This is a genomic window from Schinkia azotoformans (assembly GCF_035811335.1).
GTDB lineage: Bacteria > Bacillota > Bacilli > Bacillales > Bacillaceae_J > Schinkia > Schinkia azotoformans.
Genome location: NZ_JARSMD010000008.1, coordinates 1 through 17,350, shown reverse-complemented (window position 1 = coordinate 17,350; position 17,350 = coordinate 1). Strand labels below are relative to the sequence as shown.

The following is a 17,350-nucleotide window of genomic DNA, read 5'->3' as shown; positions in this document are numbered from 1 at the left end:
TTTTTTGTATTTTGTAATTACAACGCCTGTACCGCTGTAATTAATGCTAACTTATAGACGTCTTCAGCGTTGCAGCCGCGGGATAGATCGTTCACCGGCTGGTTTAATCCTTGGAGGATTGGACCGATTGCTTCAAAGCCGCCTAAGCGCTGGGTAATTTTATAGCCGATGTTGCCGGCATCTAGGGTTGGGAATACGAATACTTTGGCATCACCTTGGATGACTGAGTCAGGTGCTTTTTTTACAGCAACTGATGGTACGATGGCAGCGTCAAATTGAAACTCTCCGTCGATGATCAAATCAGGCTGTTTTTCTTTCGCAATTTTGATGGCCTCTGCTACCTTTTCTGTTTCAGGTGTAACTGCAGATCCTTTTGTAGAAAAACTTAGCATCGCAACCTTTGGTTCAACATCAAACAGCACTGCTGATTCGGCACTTACGATGGCGATTTCCGCTAAATCTTGACTATCAGGGTTTGGATTGATAGCACAATCCGCGAAAATATATTTTTCATCGCCTCGCACCATGACAAACATCCCAGATGTCTTTTTGATGCCAGTTTTTGTTTTAATAATTTGCAACGCAGGGCGAACAGTGTCTGCCGTTGAATGAGCGGCACCGCTGACTAAGCCATCTGCTTTTTTTAAATAAACAAGCATTGTGCCAAAGTAATTTTCATCTTTTAAAATTTGTCTAGCCTCTTCTTCTGTTGCTTTTCCCTTCCGGCGCTCGATAAATTCACGCACAAGCACATCAAATTCATCGTAGGAATTCGGATCGAGAATTTCAACATTCCCTAAAGAAATATTTAGAGATGTCGCCTTTTGCTCTACTTCTGCTTTATTTCCGATTAAAATCGGCTTTAAAACTTCCTCAGAGGCAAGTCTGCCAACGGCTGTCAAAATTCGCTCATCCAAGCCCTCTGGGAAGACAATAGTTTTGTTTTTACCTTTAATTTTTTCTTTTACAATAGAAAATAAGTCGCTCAAATCAATACCTCCAAAATCAATTAAGATTACCTAATAAATATATTTCGTAAAAGCATCCGTAAATCCCAACAGAAAGTCAGTGGAGGATTCACCCTATCCTGCTTATTATTACCATATACTTTTCCAATATTCTTGGAAATAGGCTAATCAAAACGGAAACGCTTACTTTAAAAAGTTCCTCTTTTCAGAACGTTGGAAAATTTCTATAACAAACGCAAAAAATTTGACCTAGATTACCCTTTGCCACCTTTTGTCAACTTTTTAAGCTAAAAACTTTCTTCTGGATAAAACTATTGTTATATTAGTTATTGACATGTACATATTGAAATGTAGCTATTAAGATAAAGGAGTGTTATGAATGGCTGAACCAGCAAAAACGTTAGATGGTTGGTATTGTCTTCACGATTTCCGCACGGTAGATTGGACATCTTGGAAAAGGCTATCAGGCGATGAAAGAAATGAAATAATTGTAGAGTTTCAAAACTATCTCAGTGCATTAAAAAATACGGAAGAAGCTAAAAAAGGAAGTCATGCTTTATACACCATTGTCGGCCAAAAAGCTGACTTTATGTTAATGATTCTTCGTCCAACAATGGAGGAGTTAAACGAGCTTGAGACAACTTTTAATAAAACAAAATTTGCGGAGTATTTACTTCCTGCACATTCCTATGTGTCTGTAGTTGAATTAAGTAACTACCTGCCATCTGACCAGGATCCATATCAAAGCCCTGAAGTTTTGGCACGTTTATACCCTATTCTTCCAAAGACGAACCATATTTGCTTCTATCCAATGGATAAGCGTCGTCAAGGCAATGACAACTGGTATATGCTTTCAATGGAAGAGCGCAGCAGTATGATGCGTTCACACGGCATGATCGGCCGCCAGTATGCAGGTAAAGTAAAACAGATCATTACTGGTTCTGTTGGTTTTGATGATTGGGAATGGGGCGTTACGCTTTTTGCAGACGACGTTCTTCAATTTAAAAAGCTTGTGTATGAAATGAGATTTGACGAAGTAAGCGCAAAATATGGCGAATTCGGTTCATTCTTCGTTGGCAACATTTTAACAGAAGAAGCTGTTCCGAAATTCTTACACGTTTAATAAGCAAGTCAGAATTATAAGCTCCCTAACCATTAGGGGGCTTTTTCCATGAGTTGGGACAGAGTTCCCGACCCCATGGCTCGCCCCCGCGCCGCGGCCCACCCAATCCCGCTGCAATTTTTATCATAAAAACACCTACAGCCACATAGTATCTAAATGTAATAACCACAAAAAAAAGGAAAATACAAGTCACCATTTTCTGTTCTTGCAATATGTTAGTAGGGTAATCGCTATTGTGAGGTGAGAAAATGGCTGTTGTGCCACATACTGAGGAAGATGTAAAACTTCTGGCAAGATTGATGCGGGCTGAAGCCGAAGGGGATGGAAGGCTTGGTATGTTAATGGTGGGCAATGTTGGGGTTAATCGTGTAGTTGGAAATTGTCTTGATTTTAAATCTCTCCGTAGCTTACGGGATATGGTTTTCCAGAAGCCAGGCGGCTATGAAGCGGTTGATAAACCTTATTTTTATCAACGTGCTAGAGAAGCAGATATTGGGTTGGCACGCCAAGTAATTAGGGGCTGGAAATATCACCCGGCAACTTACTCTCTATGGTTTTTCAGACCTGAGGGGGACTGTCCAGCCACATGGTTTAACCAAAGGAATGCGGGACGATTTAAATCTCATTGTTTTTATACCCCTGAACAAGAAAATTGTCCGCAAATATTTTTTTAAAGTGTCATTTGAATTTCACACTTAGCAGTTCCAATTTTACACATACACAATAGAAAATAAAGGCATTTTATACTTATTCTTAACTGGCTGTTCTTCCATAAAGTATAAAATTGTCTATCATCAAAGGGAGGAATGTAAAATGGCAAGTAATTTTCCATCTCAAACGCCAGCATATGGGCAATTCCCACAATATGGTTTCGGGCAACAACCCCAGATGCCACCTACATTTTCAGGAGGTCAAATGCCGGGTTTTCCAAGTTTTCCACAACCACAAAAACCTCAATCACCTGCAGCAAATGTTCCCGGAATGCTACCGATTGAGGAATCGTACATTGAAAATATTTTACGATTGAACAAAGGCAAAATTGTAACTGTTTATACAACTTTTGAAAACAATTCACAATGGAATGCGAAAATTTTCAAGGGTGCAATCGAAGCCGCCGGACGTGACCACCTTATTATCAGCGACCCACAAACAGGTCAGCGCTATTTAATTCCAATGATTTACGTTGATTTTGTAACGTTTGATGAAGAAATTGAGTACCAATATCCATTTAGTGGTATGGGACCTAGTTTATCGTCTTTTCCTCCTAGATAAAAGGAAAAGCGGAAGCGCCCGTTCAAGCAAAAGGAGACTGCAAAACAGCCTCCTTTTTACCTTTCCAGCTCCCCTATTTCCCTTTAGCAGCGGCAACTGCCAGTAGAATCCAACCTGCCAAAAACGATATGCCGCCTAAAGGCGTTATCATACCAAGCTTCGCGATTCCTGATGTGCTTAAAGCATACAAGCTCCCTGAGAACAGAATAATTCCGATAAACATCATAATGCCGGACCATTTGATTGCCGAAACGCCCGGCCATTTATTAGCAGCAAATGCCACTATAAATAAACCCATCGTGTGGAACATTTGGTAGTCAACACCTTTTTCCCAAACATCCATCATTCTTTCCGTTAACCGAGGTTCGAGACCATGAGCACCAAATGCTCCTAGTGCAACCGCTAAAAAGCCATTGATTGCCCCCAAAATAATAAATGCCTTCATCATATTTAAAATCCCCACTTCAATTCATTAATTTGTATCTCCATCTTACCGAAATTTGTCACCATACGCCAACAAAACGGCTTTAAAAAATGAGCCAGAGGATCTGCCCCCATGTCTCGGAAACGTTGATTTGGAAAAAACAAAAATAATATGGATAAAATTTGAACTCCCGTTACATATTAACTATGAAAAATATGAATAGGAGGATTTACCATGAAAAAAATTATTGTATTACTTAGTGTTTTATTTCTGACACTAGGTCTTGCTATGCCTGTTTGGGCGCAAAATGACAAGGCTCAACAGCCTGAAACAAAGGTGCAGTTGACGGAAGCGCAAAAGAAGGAGCTTGCTGATATTCACGAAGATATTCTCGAGAATAAGCTTGAATTGATTGATAAGCATGTTGAGTTCGGGATTATTACAAAAGAAAAAGGCGACATGATCAAAGCAAAGATTCAAGAAAAAGCAAAAAAGATGAAGGAAAATGGATATATGCCTGGGGCTTGTAAGTATGGGCACCATAAAGGTCGTGAGATGCGGGGCGAAGGCGACCAATAGAGGATTGTCCGTTACATATGTAAAGGCGAGTGAGTGTAAACTCAACTCGCCTTTTAAAAATGGGCCGCAGTTCCCGACCCCATGGCCCACACACGGAACCAGACCCTATGTCCCACTTCCAAACAAAGCTTCCTTGCTATACCCCTTCCCAAACAACAGGTCGTACTGCAGCCTCTCATAAGTATCTTCCAGCGGTTTAACGTTATCTGGTGTATCCTTATATAAATTTCCATCGGCATCATTTTTAACAGATGTTGTGTACCCTGGCATTTGTTTGCTAAATTCCTCCAAGAAGCGATAGTACAGCGGTTTTTCGATTTGTGCCAAGTCAAGGATATGTGGTCCTAAAAACGATGGACTAATACTTGGCAGCTCTATTTTTTCATCAGTAAAGTTATTCCAGACGACTAACGGTGTTTGTCTCATACGCTGGTATTCTTCCAATGACCATTTTTCATCTTTAACATAACCCGCTTCTTTATAGGTTAAGTAATCTGCGCCTAAGAATGGCATGTGATCACCATAGAAGATGATAATCGTTGGTTCCTCAGATTTCCCATAATAATCGATGAGCTCCGCAAATGCTTCATCCGCCTCGACTACACCTTGTGTATAAGTTTCTAAGCTGTACTTAGACTCATCGGACAACTCACTGTCATCAATCTTAATTTTCACATCATCTTTGTAACGGCCTTTTTCATATGGACCGTGGTTTTGCATTGTTACCGCATAAATGAAATCAGGCTTGTCGGTCGATTCTGTTTTGTTGATAATTTTTGCATTGACCTCTTTGTCTGAAATATACGGCCCTCGGTAAGTGGCATCTTTAAAGTTGTCTAAGCTGATAAATTGATTGAAGCCCAAATATTTATAGACATTTTCTCGATTCCAAAACCAGTTGTAATATGGGTGGACCGCTGTTGGTTCATAGCCTTGCTCTTTTAAAATTGATACTAGCGATGGAAGTGAATGGCCTACAAATTGTTGATAGGCAATCGAGCCGGTTGGTAAAAATGAAACATTTAATCCCGTCATCGCTTCAAACTCAATATTAGACGTACCACCGCCAAACTGTGGTGATAAAAGCCAGCCCACTTGGTTTTTCCGAACAGTCGGCATTGGATCCTCGCTGAATGGAACGGATTCCAGCCGCGTTGGATCCCAAAAAGATTCATTCATAATAAAAATAATATTTGGGTGCCGTTCTAATGTTTTTTCCGTTTTTTCCACCGTCAGCCTATTCTTCAAGTCTTCGACCGTATTCAAAATATTTTCTTTTCCATAGCCTTGTGGTGGAAAAACAAGTGCGCTTTCCGTATTTAAAACAAAGCTCAGAACAAAGCCATTGATCCTGTAGTTCGATTCCTGATTCCAGTTAATATTCGTAATTTGCAACTCATTAAATAAACGCTTTAACGGTGTTGACCTAAATAGGAAAAATGAAACGATCAAGACAACACTAATCACGATTAGAGCCAGCCGTTTCAAAACACTAAGCCTAAACACGACGAAGCCAATTTTTTTCTTAATAAAGATAATCGTCGCAATTATCAACACAACTCCAATAGCAGCAATGGCCAACTTCCCTTTGTTTACTTCTTTAATCAGCTCCGGAAACAGATTGAACATTTGTTGATAAAGCAATACATCCCACGGATAAAGGTTTTCCCCTAAAAACATATGCTTATATCGATTGATAAAGCTAAGCAATAAAGTAAAAACGGTAAACGCAAAGGTACTAAATAGCAGGTCATTAAACAGACCTAAAAATAGCAGGAAAAATACAAATAAAATTAAGTAGTTTAAAATAAACGGATTGTAGTTGTCCTCCATCCATTTTTTAGCTTCTAGGAAATCGCCACGGATGAAGGTTTCCATGCATATTAATAAAGCCCCTGCTACGACTGCCGCGAACACTAGGGTAAACAATATTTTTGCTATTCTAATGGCTATACTATCTCTAGGTTTATTCTCTTTTGTTTTTTTTCTGGCATTTTTTCTTGTACTCAATATAAATCATCCTTCAGCTTCGTTCATTGTCTCTATTATAGTACAAATGGTAGCAGGAATTTAACAAAAACCCGCAATTTGCTTGAATTTTCCTAAAGAAAGACTATTTAAAAACAAAAAACTACCCATATACAGGGTAGTAAACAAAAATGCGGTGAATTTCTTAAGCTAAATAGGCTTCTTGTATTTGTTCATTATCGATTAATTCCTTTCCAAGTCCGCTCAATGTTATTTTGCCATTTTGAATGACATAGCCACGATCGGCAATGCTTAGTGCTTGAAAGGCATTTTGTTCTACGAGCAGGATCGTGATCCCTTCGTTGTTTAGTTCTTTAATAATCTCAAAAATTTGTTCCACAATAATCGGTGCAAGACCCATAGATGGCTCATCCAACATGAGAATCTTCGGCTGCATCATCAGGGCCCGGCCGATCGCAAGCATTTGCTGCTCCCCGCCGCTCATCGTTCCTCCCTGCTGGCTTAAGCGTTCTTTGATTCTAGGAAAATATTGAAAGACGCGTTCCATCCGTTCCTTCACAATCCGTTTGTCTTTGACTGAAAAAGCACCCATTTCGAGATTTTCTTTCACCGTCAGCTTGGGAAAAATCCGTCTGCCTTCCGGGACATGGGCGATGCCGGAGAGCGCCGTTTCATGGGGAGCCCGGTTTGAGATTTCGGTTCCATTGTAAAGAATGCTGCCACTTTTCGGCTTTACCTGTCCGCTGATCGTTTTTAAGGTCGTTGATTTTCCGGCACCATTACTGCCGATTAATGTCACAATTTCGCCCGCATCAACATGAAGCGATATCTCCTTTAAAGCCTGAATACCACCGTAAAATGTATCGATATTTTGTAGATCTAAAATTTTCTCTGCCACTTGTCGCAAGGCCCCCTTCCTTTATGAAACAGTTTCTGCTCCACTTTTTCCTAAGTATGCTTCAATCACCTTTTGGTTTGTACGAATTTCTTCCGGTATTCCTTCGGCGATTTTTTCACCATGGTCCAATACAATAATATGTTCAGATATTTCCATGACAAGTTTCATATCATGCTCGATTAAGACGATTGTCAGTCCAAATTCATTGCGCATTTTGAAAATCAACTCTGTCAGTTCTTTCGTTTCCTTCGGATTCATTCCGGCTGCTGGCTCATCTAATAAGAGGATCTGCGGTCTCGTTGCTAGTGCCCGGCCAATTTCCAGGCGGCGCTGGGCCCCATAGGACAGATTTCGGGCCTCCTCATTTGTAAATTGGCTTAAACCGATATAATCCAATATATTGTACGCCTCTTGTTCAGCGAAGCTTTCTTGTTTTTTAAAAGAAGGCAAGTCTAAAACAGCCCCCAATAAGCCTTGTTTGATATGGTTGTGCATCCCAACCATGACATTTTCAAGCACTGTCATACTTCCAAATAAACGAATGTTTTGGAACGTCCTCGAAATTCCTTTTGCTGAAACCGCATGAGGCTTCAGTCCGACAATGGATTTCCCATTTAATTCAATATCCCCGCTTGTTGGTTGATAAACACCGGTTACCATATTAAAAAACGTTGTTTTTCCTGCCCCATTTGGACCAATAACGGCAGTGATGGAGCCTTTTTTTACGTCCATACTAATATCGCTATTGGCAATCAGGCCCCCAAAGGCTTTTGTTAAATTTTTAACCGTCAAGATGGACATTGTTATCTTTTCGCCTCCTCCGCTCGAGCTACTGGTTCTTGTGACGTCCCTGAGATCATACTGCTAATTTTTCCTTTATTTTTCCTAAGCTTTTCAAGATTGAATACCGGGTTTTTGGCTGGCAAAAGGCCCTGTGGCCTATATAAGGCAAAGCCGATTAAGATGGCTCCAAAAATAAAGCGCTGCATTTTCGCCGGAGAAAGTGCGTCTGGAATCGAGATGATTCCTTGTAAGTTAAGCTGATTGAGCCAGTTGGCAAACTCCGTTAGCACATGTAGGTTGAGAATCGTCATGATGGCTGCACCTAAAATAACTCCTGGTACACTGCCCATTCCACCTAGAAGTACCATAACAAGGATCGTGATCGATTCCAGCAATGTAAAGCTTGTTGGATCGACGAAGGTTTGTTTTGCCGCAAACACAACACCCATTACGCCGGAAAAAGAAGCACCGATCGCAAACGCCATCAACTTTGTTCTTACTAAAGGGATCCCCATCGCTTGCGCCGCAATTTCATTTTCACGAACAGCTTTCCAGGAGCGCCCTAACTTCGAATATTCAAGTCTACGGACCGCAAAAACGGTAATGACAAGGATCACGAGGACGATATAGTAAAATTGACTAGGATACATAAATTCAAACCCAAAAATCTTTGGCGGCGTTATTGAAATAAGGCCCATCGCCCCATTTGTAATATTGACAGGACGGTCAAGGTTATTAAAAACAATCCGGATAATCTCCCCAAAACCAAGGGTTACGATCGCCAGATAATCCCCTTTTACACGCAAGACCGGTACACCGATAATCACACCGGCGATTGCTGCCGCAATTCCCCCAATGATAAGAAACAGCCAAAAGCTTTCACCTGGGAGCGGAAACTCGCCGAATGGCATAAACTTCGATGCCTGCCCGGTGGCAAAGATCCCGTATGTGTAGGCACCAACGGCAAAGAAGGCGACAAACCCAAGGTCTAGTAGCCCAGCAAGACCAACAACAATGTTCAAGCCAAGTGCCATCGCTACATAGATCCCGACAAAGCAGGCGACCTCCATATATGACTGGTAGGCCGGTCCTTGACTTGCGACTACAGGTAAAATAACGACCAACACGGCCCCCGCAATAAGCCACTTTTTCAAATCAGTTAGGCCTGTAAAGTGTAAAAGCAATAATGATGCTAAAAGCAGCAAAAAGGCTATGACTGATTTTTGCGCAAGAACAAGGCTTCCCGCTGTCAACACAATGTAGGCAATGATTAAGGTGGCTTGGTACTTTTTATTGGCTTTGATTTTGTCCAAAAATGGCTCGAGCTTCGTAGTCAATTTATTTTTCATCATCATTCACCTACACCTTCTCCGTTACTGCCTTGCCAAACAGGCCTTCAGGCTTAAAGATGAGCACTAAGATCAAGATTGCGAATGCAAATACATCTTTATATTCCGCGCCAAACACTCCATTTGTAATGATGGTCAGGTTGGCCGCTGCAAACATTTCAAGTAAGCCGATTAAAATCCCACCAAGCATCGCCCCACGGATGTTGCCAATGCCCCCAAGAACCGCGGCCGTAAAGGCCTTTAACCCTAGAATAAAGCCGATATACGGGTCGATTGTCCCATACTGAATGGCAAATAAAACCCCCGTAGCCCCACCTAACGCGGAGCCGACAAAGAAGGTAATCGCGATCACTCTATTCACATTCACGGTCATTAAAGCAGCCGTTTCCCGATCTTGCGCAACCGCCCTCATGGCCATGCCCCACTTTGTCCGATTTATAAAAAAGTCCAACCCAACCATTAAAATGATGGCAGTAACTAACACGATAATAAAAGAGGATTTAAAGGAAGCATCACTAAAAACGGGAAGGATGGCTGAAGTTTTTACAACAATTTGGTCAGTAAAGAGGCTGGGTCCAGTTAGGATGTAGTTTCCCTTTTTTAGCTCCGTAATAAAGCGAATTAAATCTTGAAGCACAAATGAAATCCCAATCGCTGTAATTAACGCAATTAATTTTGGAGAATTTCTCACAGGCCGGTAGGCTACCCTTTCAATACCTACCCCCAAAAGTCCCGTCAATACGGATGTAATTAATATAATGATAATAAGGGCAAGGAGAGCCGGCATCGCTGCCATTAAACCCAAGGATGTAAAGGATAAAAGCATAGCCGTTCCAATAAATGCACCCGTCATAAAAATTTCACCATGGGCAAAATTAATTAACTCTAATATTCCATAAACCATCGTATAACCAAGCGCAACTACTGCATATACCGCTCCTAATGTTAAACCATCAATTAATACTTGCGGCAATGTATGGAGGACTTCTGTTAACATCGATATCACCCACCTTTTCGATTTTTTTGCGAAAAAAGGGTAAAGACATTTGTCGATACCCTTTTTGATTAAATTCTATATTTGGTGTTGACTTGGAAGCAGGTTACTTGCTAACCTCATCCACTTGAGCAGCAGGATAGGCAGGCTCCTCAAACTTATAGATGAAAATTTTCGCATAATCATTGTCCCCGATTTCATCGAAGCTTACTTTTGTAACAACACCCTCAAACTCTTTTCCGTTACGGACGGCTTCCGCTACTTGTTCGCGGGTTGGCAATGCATTATTATTGGCCTTAATGGATTCTTCAATTCCTTGAAGAAGTACGCCCATCGAATCGTATCCATACGCAGAATATCCTTCAATGTCTTTGCCAAATTTAGCTTTATATTTTTCAGCAAACTGTTTCCCTGCATCTGTAGCTGTCGTCACACCAGCAGCAGATGTTATATAAGTGTTCAGCACGCTGTTACCGGCAATTTCCACTAGAGTCGAAGAGTCCATTCCATCTCCACCCATAACTGGGCCTGTAAAGCCCTTTTCACGAGCCTGCTTTATAATTAGGCCGCCCTCCGTATACATCCCGCCAAAATAAATCATGTCCGGTTTTTGAGCGACAACCTGATTCATTACACCATTGAAGTCCTTTTCACCGATTGTGATACCTTCAAAACCGAGGATCTCGGCACCAAGCTCTTCTGCCGCACCTTTAAAGGCTTCAGCAAGACCAGTACCGTATGCCGTTTTATCTTGAATAATGAAAATCTTCTTAGCACCTAAGGTTTTCACAGCAAATTCTGCACCTGCAGGACCTTGGAAATCGTCACGTGCCACAATGCGGTTTACCGTTTTTAATTTACGGTCCGTGACGTCCGTGGCTGTATTGGCCGGCGAAACCATCGGCAAACTATATTTCTCATAAATTTCTGAAGAAGGAATGGCTACACCAGAATTGTAGTGTCCAACAACCCCAAGAATTGCCGTATCAGAGCCAATTAACTGTGCATTGGCAACTCCCTTTTTCGGATCAGCTTGGTCATCAAACGGGACTAATTGCAGTTCAAAACCTAGCTCTTTAAATTTTGCAGCATTTTCTTCTAAAGCAAGCTGAGCTCCTAGTTTAATAGATTCACCAATCGTGGCACTACCGCCGGACAATGGACTTTGTGTTGCAATTTTAATAACTTGAGCACTGCCTGCTTTTCCACCATCAGCTGAAGGTTCTGTAGACTTGCCACCAGCTTGGTCATTTCCACCCGATGATGAACAACCCGCTAGTAACCCGATCGCTAATGTTGCTGTCGCAAGAACTGAAAGCGTTTTCCTTAACATTTTTTAACCCCCTTATTCGTCTTAGAATAATATTGTTAAAACTATTTAGAATATATTACGCGAGATAGGAAAATAAACCTAAATTCAATAAAAAAAATCGCTTTCCCACTGTATCGCGAGAAAGCGAGATCGAAGCAGAGGACGGTTCTTTTGCTTCTTCTATATTTTAGACCTCTTAATCATTTGATTGATAACCTCAGAAAAAACAAGGCCGATCGCAATCGATCCTGATAGCATAAATGCCTTAGTAGCTAATTGAACAGCCATATTGTAATCATTTTCAACAATATGCCGCATCGCGTCATAAGCCATTCCTCCGGGAACCAGTGGTATAATGCCAGAAACATTAAAAACGATCATCGGCGTTTTATAAAACTTCGCAAAGATTTGGCTAATGATCGCAATAAAAAAGGCTGCTACTAACGTTGCCAGTATCATATCTATACTAAAATAACTCACAAGCGCTATATAGATGAACCAGCCTACCATCCCGACGAAGCCACACTTTAGAAGCGCCTTTTTCGGAACGTTGAAGATAATCCCAAAAGCCGCCGAAGCAATAAAGCTAGTAATAAGATGCTCTACTATAAACATAAATTGAATCCTTTCTAATAGAATGTGATAACGACGGCAACTCCGGCTCCGATGGCAAAGGCAGTTAAAAAGGCTTCCGCCCCTTTTGAAAGACCGGATACTAGATGTCCAGCCATTAAATCCCTGACCGCGTTTGTAATTAAGAGCCCAGGTACGAGCGGCATGACGGAGCCGATGATGATTTTGTCGAGTTCCTGTCCCATTCCTGTTTTTACAAAAAGCACTGCCAATAAACCAATCACAAATGATGATAAAAATTCCGATAAAAATTTAATATTTACGAAACGACTTACATATAGGAAAAAGATAAACCCTAAGCCCCCGGTGACGAGGGCCGGGAAAAAGTCGTGCCAACCGCCTTTAAACATAATTAAAAAACAGCCACTTGCGATCGCTGCTGCAGCAATTTGGGTGAAAATCGGATAGGCATGTGTTGTCGACTCAATTTTATGTAGCTGCTCATGGGCTTCTTGAATTGTTATTTCTCTACTAGCAATGCCTCGCGAAACACTATTAACGAGCGTTACCTTTTGAAGGTCAGTCGACCTTTCCGTGATCCTAATAATTCTTGTTGCCTCCATTTGATCGACAGCAAATATAATGCCCGTTGGTGTGACATAGCTATGAGAATTTTCAAAGCCATAGGTGGCTGCAATCCGCATCATCGTATCCTCGACACGGTACGTCTCCGCCCCACCTTGCAGCATTAATTTCCCCGCCAACAAACAGCATTCCACAACTTCGTTTATTTCCTCTCGTTTCGTCAATTCGGTTGATTTTGAATCCACACTATATCTCTCAACTTTCAGTTTATATTTTACATATTTTTCTTTGAATTATATTAGTTTATTCAAGGAATGAGAATTTAACAAGAGACAAACGCAAAAAAACCTTTAAGAAAACCAAGCAGGTCTCCTTAAAGGGGGTAAGAAGTTATATAAGATTCAATAAAATCGTTACTTTAAATAAATCACCATCAACATCAATTTCCATTTCACCGTCATGAAGGTCAACAATCGACTTCGCAATGGCAAGGCCTAGTCCGGAGCCTTCTGTTTGCCTTGAGGCATCGCCTCGTTTAAAGCGTTCAAACAATTCATTGATATCCCCGCCAAGCTCATATTTGGCGATATTTTTAAACGAGATCTCAACCTTATCTCCAACCTGATTCTGGTTCATAGAAATATAGACTCTCGTATTCTCGAGTGAATATTTAAGGATGTTGCCAATGATATTATCAAACACACGCCACATCTTTTGTCCATCGACAACAGCATAAATCGGCTTTTCAGGGTTTGTCACCCTAAACTGCAAGGTTGATTCACTTATTTTTTCATTATACTCCGCAAGAGCTTGCTCCAATAATTGAGCCAAATCTACTTTTTCTTTTATAAGCTCAATATTGCCGCTGGCCATTTTCGAGGCTTCAAATAAATCATCTATTAAAACCTTCAAACGTTTTGACTTTCGATCAATTATTTCGAGATAGGAATCTCGCTCATCCGCACCAAGCTCCGGTGTTTTTAATAACTCCGTATACGTAATGATTGATGTTAATGGCGTCCTGAGATCATGACTAACGTTAGTGATTAACTCTGTTTTTAAGCGTTCACTCTTGGCCTGTTCTTTCTGGGAGGCTTTGACCCCATACTTTAGCGTATTAATATTTCCTGCTAGTTTTGCAAGTACAGATTTACCGACAATCGGCAGGTCAGGTTCGAAATTTCCTGATGCCAATTCACTCGTATTTTTTACAATTCGATTAAAGTAGCCGATGCGTTTTAGAAGGATGATTAAGATCGGCAAGCCTACTACAAGGAAAGCAGGTGCATATATTACTATGAAGGCAGGCTCTACTGCCACAACCGCTGCTCCAAGTCCAAAAGCAAACACGATTCCTAAAATAATGATAGCTTGCGTTCCAACACGTCGATTTAAGAATGCACTCTTGAGGGCTTCCTTCATTCTAATAAGCAATGCCCCTTGGAGATCTCCCTTAAAATTAGCACGGTCTTTATATCTATCAAATAGCAATTTTCCTTGAACAAGTGTTAAAGCTAGAAATAGTGCACACCAAAACAGGTTATAAAGAATCCCTTCGATCAGTTGGTAGAAAGTGCTCCAGTAGCCGAGGAAATACCCCTGCACAAGGAAGACCCATGTGACTATGAAAGAAACTGCAAACATGATAACTTTTACATCAACCGGAACCTTTTTATAGTATGGTTCTATTTTTTCAAATGATAGTGAACGAACAACAGCCGTATTTTTATATAAAAAGATACTTAGGATCAGCGCTGCAATTGCACCTAAACAATAAATATAGTAAGTAGCTTGGTTCTTTTTATAATCATAGTATTCATTTAGAACAGTATTTGTTTGCGCCGATGTTTTCGGGACAGCAATCTGCCCTGAAAATGTTGCTTTATTATTGTTTAAAAGCTTTTCCACCTGCTCTATAAACCCTTGGTCAAAACTATAATATTGGTCGGCAATCGATAAATCCGTATAATTCTTGATGAATGCCATATTTTTACCATTCATGATTTGCGATACAGAGCCTTCGTTTAGATCTAGATTGGTGTAAACTTTGCCTGTTTCATTGTTTTTCAAATAATATTTAAATGAATTTTTATAGACTGCAAAATTCGGGCGATTATCCAGTTCATTGAAATACTGGTCAATCTCATGTTCTTTCTCGTTTATTACTTTTTGACGGACATGGTCATCACTTGTAAAATTGGCTGTAATGTCAGCTATTTTCTCGTCACGTTCAGCCTTTAAGAAATTGACCACCTCTTCATTATTGGCTGTTACGGCGTCTTGAATTTTGCCTTCATATTGCTCTTTTATATTCGTGATTTGCTCATTTAAATTCCCGTAACGATAACGATGGTCGTCAATTTCCTCTTTTGAAACGACAATTTGCTTTTTAGCTTCTTCCCTCGTCACCCCACCAATTTCAAACATGACTAAATCGCCGATAAAGTCATTTAAAGTATCATCAAAATTTACTGTTTGAAAATAATTTTGATTAAAAAGATAATCCGCTTTTGAGAACCCTATCAAAAGGCCATTTAGGCCATACGATAGCAGCAGGACCCATGCTATGATTGCAATTTTACTTTTCCATTTTGTAGCCAATTCCCCACACCACCTTTAAATATCTTGGATTTTTCGGATCGATTTCAATTTTTTCGCGGATTTTACGGATATGTACAGCAACTGTATTTTCCGCATTGTAGCCAGGCTCATTCCAGACTCGTTCGTAGATTTCATGGATCGAAAAAACACGCCCGGCATTGGTCATCAACAGCTCTGCAATTTTGTATTCGATTGGTGTTAGCTTGACAGGCTCACCGTTGATTGCCACTTCCCTCGCTGCTTGGTCGAGGGTTAAACCACGGATGTCGATGACTTTGTCAGCTGTGCCACCTTCATAGGTTCCAAGCGTTACATACCGCCGCAGTTGGGATTTCACTCGGGCAATCAGCTCAAGCGGATTAAACGGCTTTGTCACATAGTCATCGGCGCCAACCTGAAGGCCCAAGATTTTATCCGTGTCCTCGCTTTTGGCACTCAGCATGATAATCGGGATGTTTTTTTGCTCCCGAATTTTGAATGTCGTGGAAATCCCATCAAGCCTCGGCATCATGATATCTAAAACAATAAGATGAACGGTATGCTCATTTAACTTTTCAATCGCTTCGATGCCATCCTTTGCTTTTATCACCGTGATTCCTTCATTTTTTAAATATATCTCAATCGCGTCTCTGATTTCTTTTTCATCATCAACAACAAGTACATTATAGTTGCTCATTTTTCTCACACTCCTTTCCAAATTATACAAGTTTATCGGAAGAAAATCCGCTTGGGACTTGAGCCCCATGACCGCTTCTTGTACTATCAGAAGTCATATATCAATATGATGATAGTATAAGAAAAGACATCAACTTCCACCATTACGGGTGGAAGTCGTGTTTTTCTAAAACTATTTCCATTGTAGCCGCTAAATCTTAACATTAAAGAAGGATAAACCTTAAGAATTTCTTAAGATTGGGTGGGGTTTTCTTAAGATAAAACAAAAAATCCTTCAAAGTCACCCGCTCAATTTTCTTAAGCAAGCACCTTAAAGGGGAATTATAGTTGAAGGTGAAAATTCTTTGATGTTGTACAGTAGAGGGATATTGTTCACTACGGTAATCGCAAAGACTTCAAAATTTAACTAAGAAACGCTATTTCCTTTATACACCGGAAATGACGTTCTTTATGTGGTTTGTTAAACTAAAGCTAACCGTTAGCCTTATTACTTTTTTCATTATTATTTGTATTCGTTTATGGATATATATGGTAAAATGTGGTTATATCATAACACGCAAATGAAAGGAAAATAACTTAAAGGGGATTATTTTATGAAATTTTTTCGTATGGGTATTCTTTGTTTGATTATCATATTTACAATTTATATTATCTCGGATTATATTAGATATAATTCTTTTAAATTAAGTGAAAATTTATTAGATTCCTTTATATATAGTGCACTATTGATTTTCTTTTTGTGGTTATCAACAAATATAAAAGCGAATAAAAAAAAGTAACTCCGTTCTCAGAACGGAGTTACTTTTTTACCAACCCTCTTCTTGCCATACACACTTTCCGGCAATTGAAGTTAATTCTACAGCAATACCTAATACACTACCCTTTACACCAATTTTAATAAGATACTTTGCTGCCAATGTATAATTACCTTCCCAAAGGTAATCAAAGAAAATTCCCACAAAAGCTCCTGTGACTATATCACCATATTCTCCAATAAGTTCGTTCTCAATGCATCTATCTACCGCTGGAGTACTTGCAGAAACATTCTTTGGATTTTTTATAAATACAGGACCCTTTAATTTTTCGATATCTGAACTTGGACCAAATTCCTCTTCCAATAATTCAGTATCAAATCCCACGAGTGTTGATTATCCAAAATTAGACAGACTTATCCCTTGGAGAACTTTATAATTTTTTAAAAATAACAGCTATTTCAGAACGCCAG

Annotated in this window: 17 protein-coding genes; 4 read left to right on the top strand and 13 right to left on the bottom strand. The window is 40.1% G+C overall.

The annotated features are described in order from the left end of the window. Positions 1 to 17: 17 nt before the first annotated feature. A complete protein-coding gene (pta, locus tag P9E47_RS04065) occupies positions 18 to 989 on the bottom strand; it encodes a phosphate acetyltransferase (RefSeq protein ID WP_326162640.1) in 972 nt (323 codons plus the stop codon). Positions 990 to 1,347: 358 nt separating this feature from the next. On the opposite strand from pta, the gene hemQ reads away from it, so the two are divergent. The 3 genes from hemQ to gerQ all read left to right on the top strand — a co-directional run bounded on the left by hemQ (position 1,348) and on the right by gerQ (position 3,363). Continuing rightward, positions 1,348 to 2,091, top strand: coding sequence for a hydrogen peroxide-dependent heme synthase (gene hemQ / locus P9E47_RS04060; RefSeq protein WP_003333146.1), 744 nt, complete (start codon positions 1,348 to 1,350; stop codon positions 2,089 to 2,091). 248 nt (positions 2,092 to 2,339) lie between these two features. Beyond that, complete coding sequence (locus P9E47_RS04055; protein WP_003333147.1) at positions 2,340 to 2,765, top strand: cell wall hydrolase; 426 nt, start codon at positions 2,340 to 2,342, stop codon at positions 2,763 to 2,765. Positions 2,766 to 2,904: 139 nt separating this feature from the next. Further along, positions 2,905 to 3,363, top strand: coding sequence for a spore coat protein GerQ (gene gerQ, locus P9E47_RS04050; protein WP_326162639.1), 459 nt, complete (start codon positions 2,905 to 2,907; stop codon positions 3,361 to 3,363). Between the two features lie 73 nt (positions 3,364 to 3,436). Here the strand turns inward: gerQ and P9E47_RS04045 are convergent, their stop codons facing one another. After that, entirely contained in the window at positions 3,437 to 3,808 is a 372-nt protein-coding gene (locus P9E47_RS04045; protein ID WP_039957801.1) for a DUF423 domain-containing protein, read from the bottom strand. 213 nt (positions 3,809 to 4,021) lie between these two features. On the opposite strand from P9E47_RS04045, the gene P9E47_RS04040 reads away from it, so the two are divergent. Beyond that, positions 4,022 to 4,366 carry a YckD family protein gene (locus P9E47_RS04040; protein ID WP_326162638.1) on the top strand — a complete coding sequence of 115 codons (345 nt, stop codon included), beginning with the start codon at positions 4,022 to 4,024 and terminating at the stop codon, positions 4,364 to 4,366. A 105-nt stretch (positions 4,367 to 4,471) separates the two neighbouring features. On the opposite strand, the gene P9E47_RS04035 is transcribed toward P9E47_RS04040, so the two are convergent. The 11 genes from P9E47_RS04035 to P9E47_RS03985 all read right to left on the bottom strand — a co-directional run bounded on the left by P9E47_RS04035 (position 4,472) and on the right by P9E47_RS03985 (position 17,264). Next, on the bottom strand, positions 4,472 to 6,376 hold the full coding sequence (locus tag P9E47_RS04035; RefSeq protein ID WP_326162637.1) for an LTA synthase family protein: 1,905 nt from the start codon (positions 6,374 to 6,376) through the stop codon (positions 4,472 to 4,474). A 163-nt stretch (positions 6,377 to 6,539) separates the two neighbouring features. Beyond that, positions 6,540 to 7,253: an ABC transporter ATP-binding protein gene (locus P9E47_RS04030; RefSeq protein WP_003333154.1), complete on the bottom strand. Its 714-nt coding sequence runs from the start codon at positions 7,251 to 7,253 to the stop codon at positions 6,540 to 6,542. A 21-nt stretch (positions 7,254 to 7,274) separates the two neighbouring features. Next, positions 7,275 to 8,054: an ABC transporter ATP-binding protein gene (locus tag P9E47_RS04025; RefSeq protein ID WP_003333155.1), complete on the bottom strand. Its 780-nt coding sequence runs from the start codon at positions 8,052 to 8,054 to the stop codon at positions 7,275 to 7,277. 2 nt (positions 8,055 to 8,056) lie between these two features. Further along, complete coding sequence (locus P9E47_RS04020) at positions 8,057 to 9,391, bottom strand: branched-chain amino acid ABC transporter permease (RefSeq protein ID WP_003333156.1); 1,335 nt, start codon at positions 9,389 to 9,391, stop codon at positions 8,057 to 8,059. Positions 9,392 to 9,395: 4 nt separating this feature from the next. Further along, positions 9,396 to 10,382, bottom strand: coding sequence for a branched-chain amino acid ABC transporter permease (locus P9E47_RS04015; RefSeq protein ID WP_003333157.1), 987 nt, complete (start codon positions 10,380 to 10,382; stop codon positions 9,396 to 9,398). A 103-nt stretch (positions 10,383 to 10,485) separates the two neighbouring features. Next, a complete protein-coding gene (locus tag P9E47_RS04010; protein ID WP_326162636.1) occupies positions 10,486 to 11,712 on the bottom strand; it encodes a branched-chain amino acid ABC transporter substrate-binding protein in 1,227 nt (408 codons plus the stop codon). A 159-nt stretch (positions 11,713 to 11,871) separates the two neighbouring features. Beyond that, positions 11,872 to 12,306, bottom strand: coding sequence for a threonine/serine exporter family protein (locus tag P9E47_RS04005; RefSeq protein ID WP_003333159.1), 435 nt, complete (start codon positions 12,304 to 12,306; stop codon positions 11,872 to 11,874). Between the two features lie 14 nt (positions 12,307 to 12,320). Next, positions 12,321 to 13,094 carry a threonine/serine exporter family protein gene (locus tag P9E47_RS04000; protein WP_003333160.1) on the bottom strand — a complete coding sequence of 258 codons (774 nt, stop codon included), beginning with the start codon at positions 13,092 to 13,094 and terminating at the stop codon, positions 12,321 to 12,323. A gap of 145 nt (positions 13,095 to 13,239) precedes the next feature. Continuing rightward, complete coding sequence (locus P9E47_RS03995; RefSeq protein ID WP_326162635.1) at positions 13,240 to 15,450, bottom strand: sensor histidine kinase; 2,211 nt, start codon at positions 15,448 to 15,450, stop codon at positions 13,240 to 13,242. Next, positions 15,428 to 16,126 (bottom strand): response regulator transcription factor, encoded by a 699-nt coding sequence (locus tag P9E47_RS03990; RefSeq protein WP_326162634.1) that lies wholly within the window; start codon positions 16,124 to 16,126, stop codon positions 15,428 to 15,430. Before P9E47_RS03990 ends, P9E47_RS03995 begins: the two co-directional genes overlap by 23 nt. A gap of 805 nt (positions 16,127 to 16,931) precedes the next feature. Then, positions 16,932 to 17,264, bottom strand: coding sequence for a hypothetical protein (locus P9E47_RS03985; RefSeq protein ID WP_003333165.1), 333 nt, complete (start codon positions 17,262 to 17,264; stop codon positions 16,932 to 16,934). Between the last annotated feature and the right edge of the window lie 86 nt (positions 17,265 to 17,350).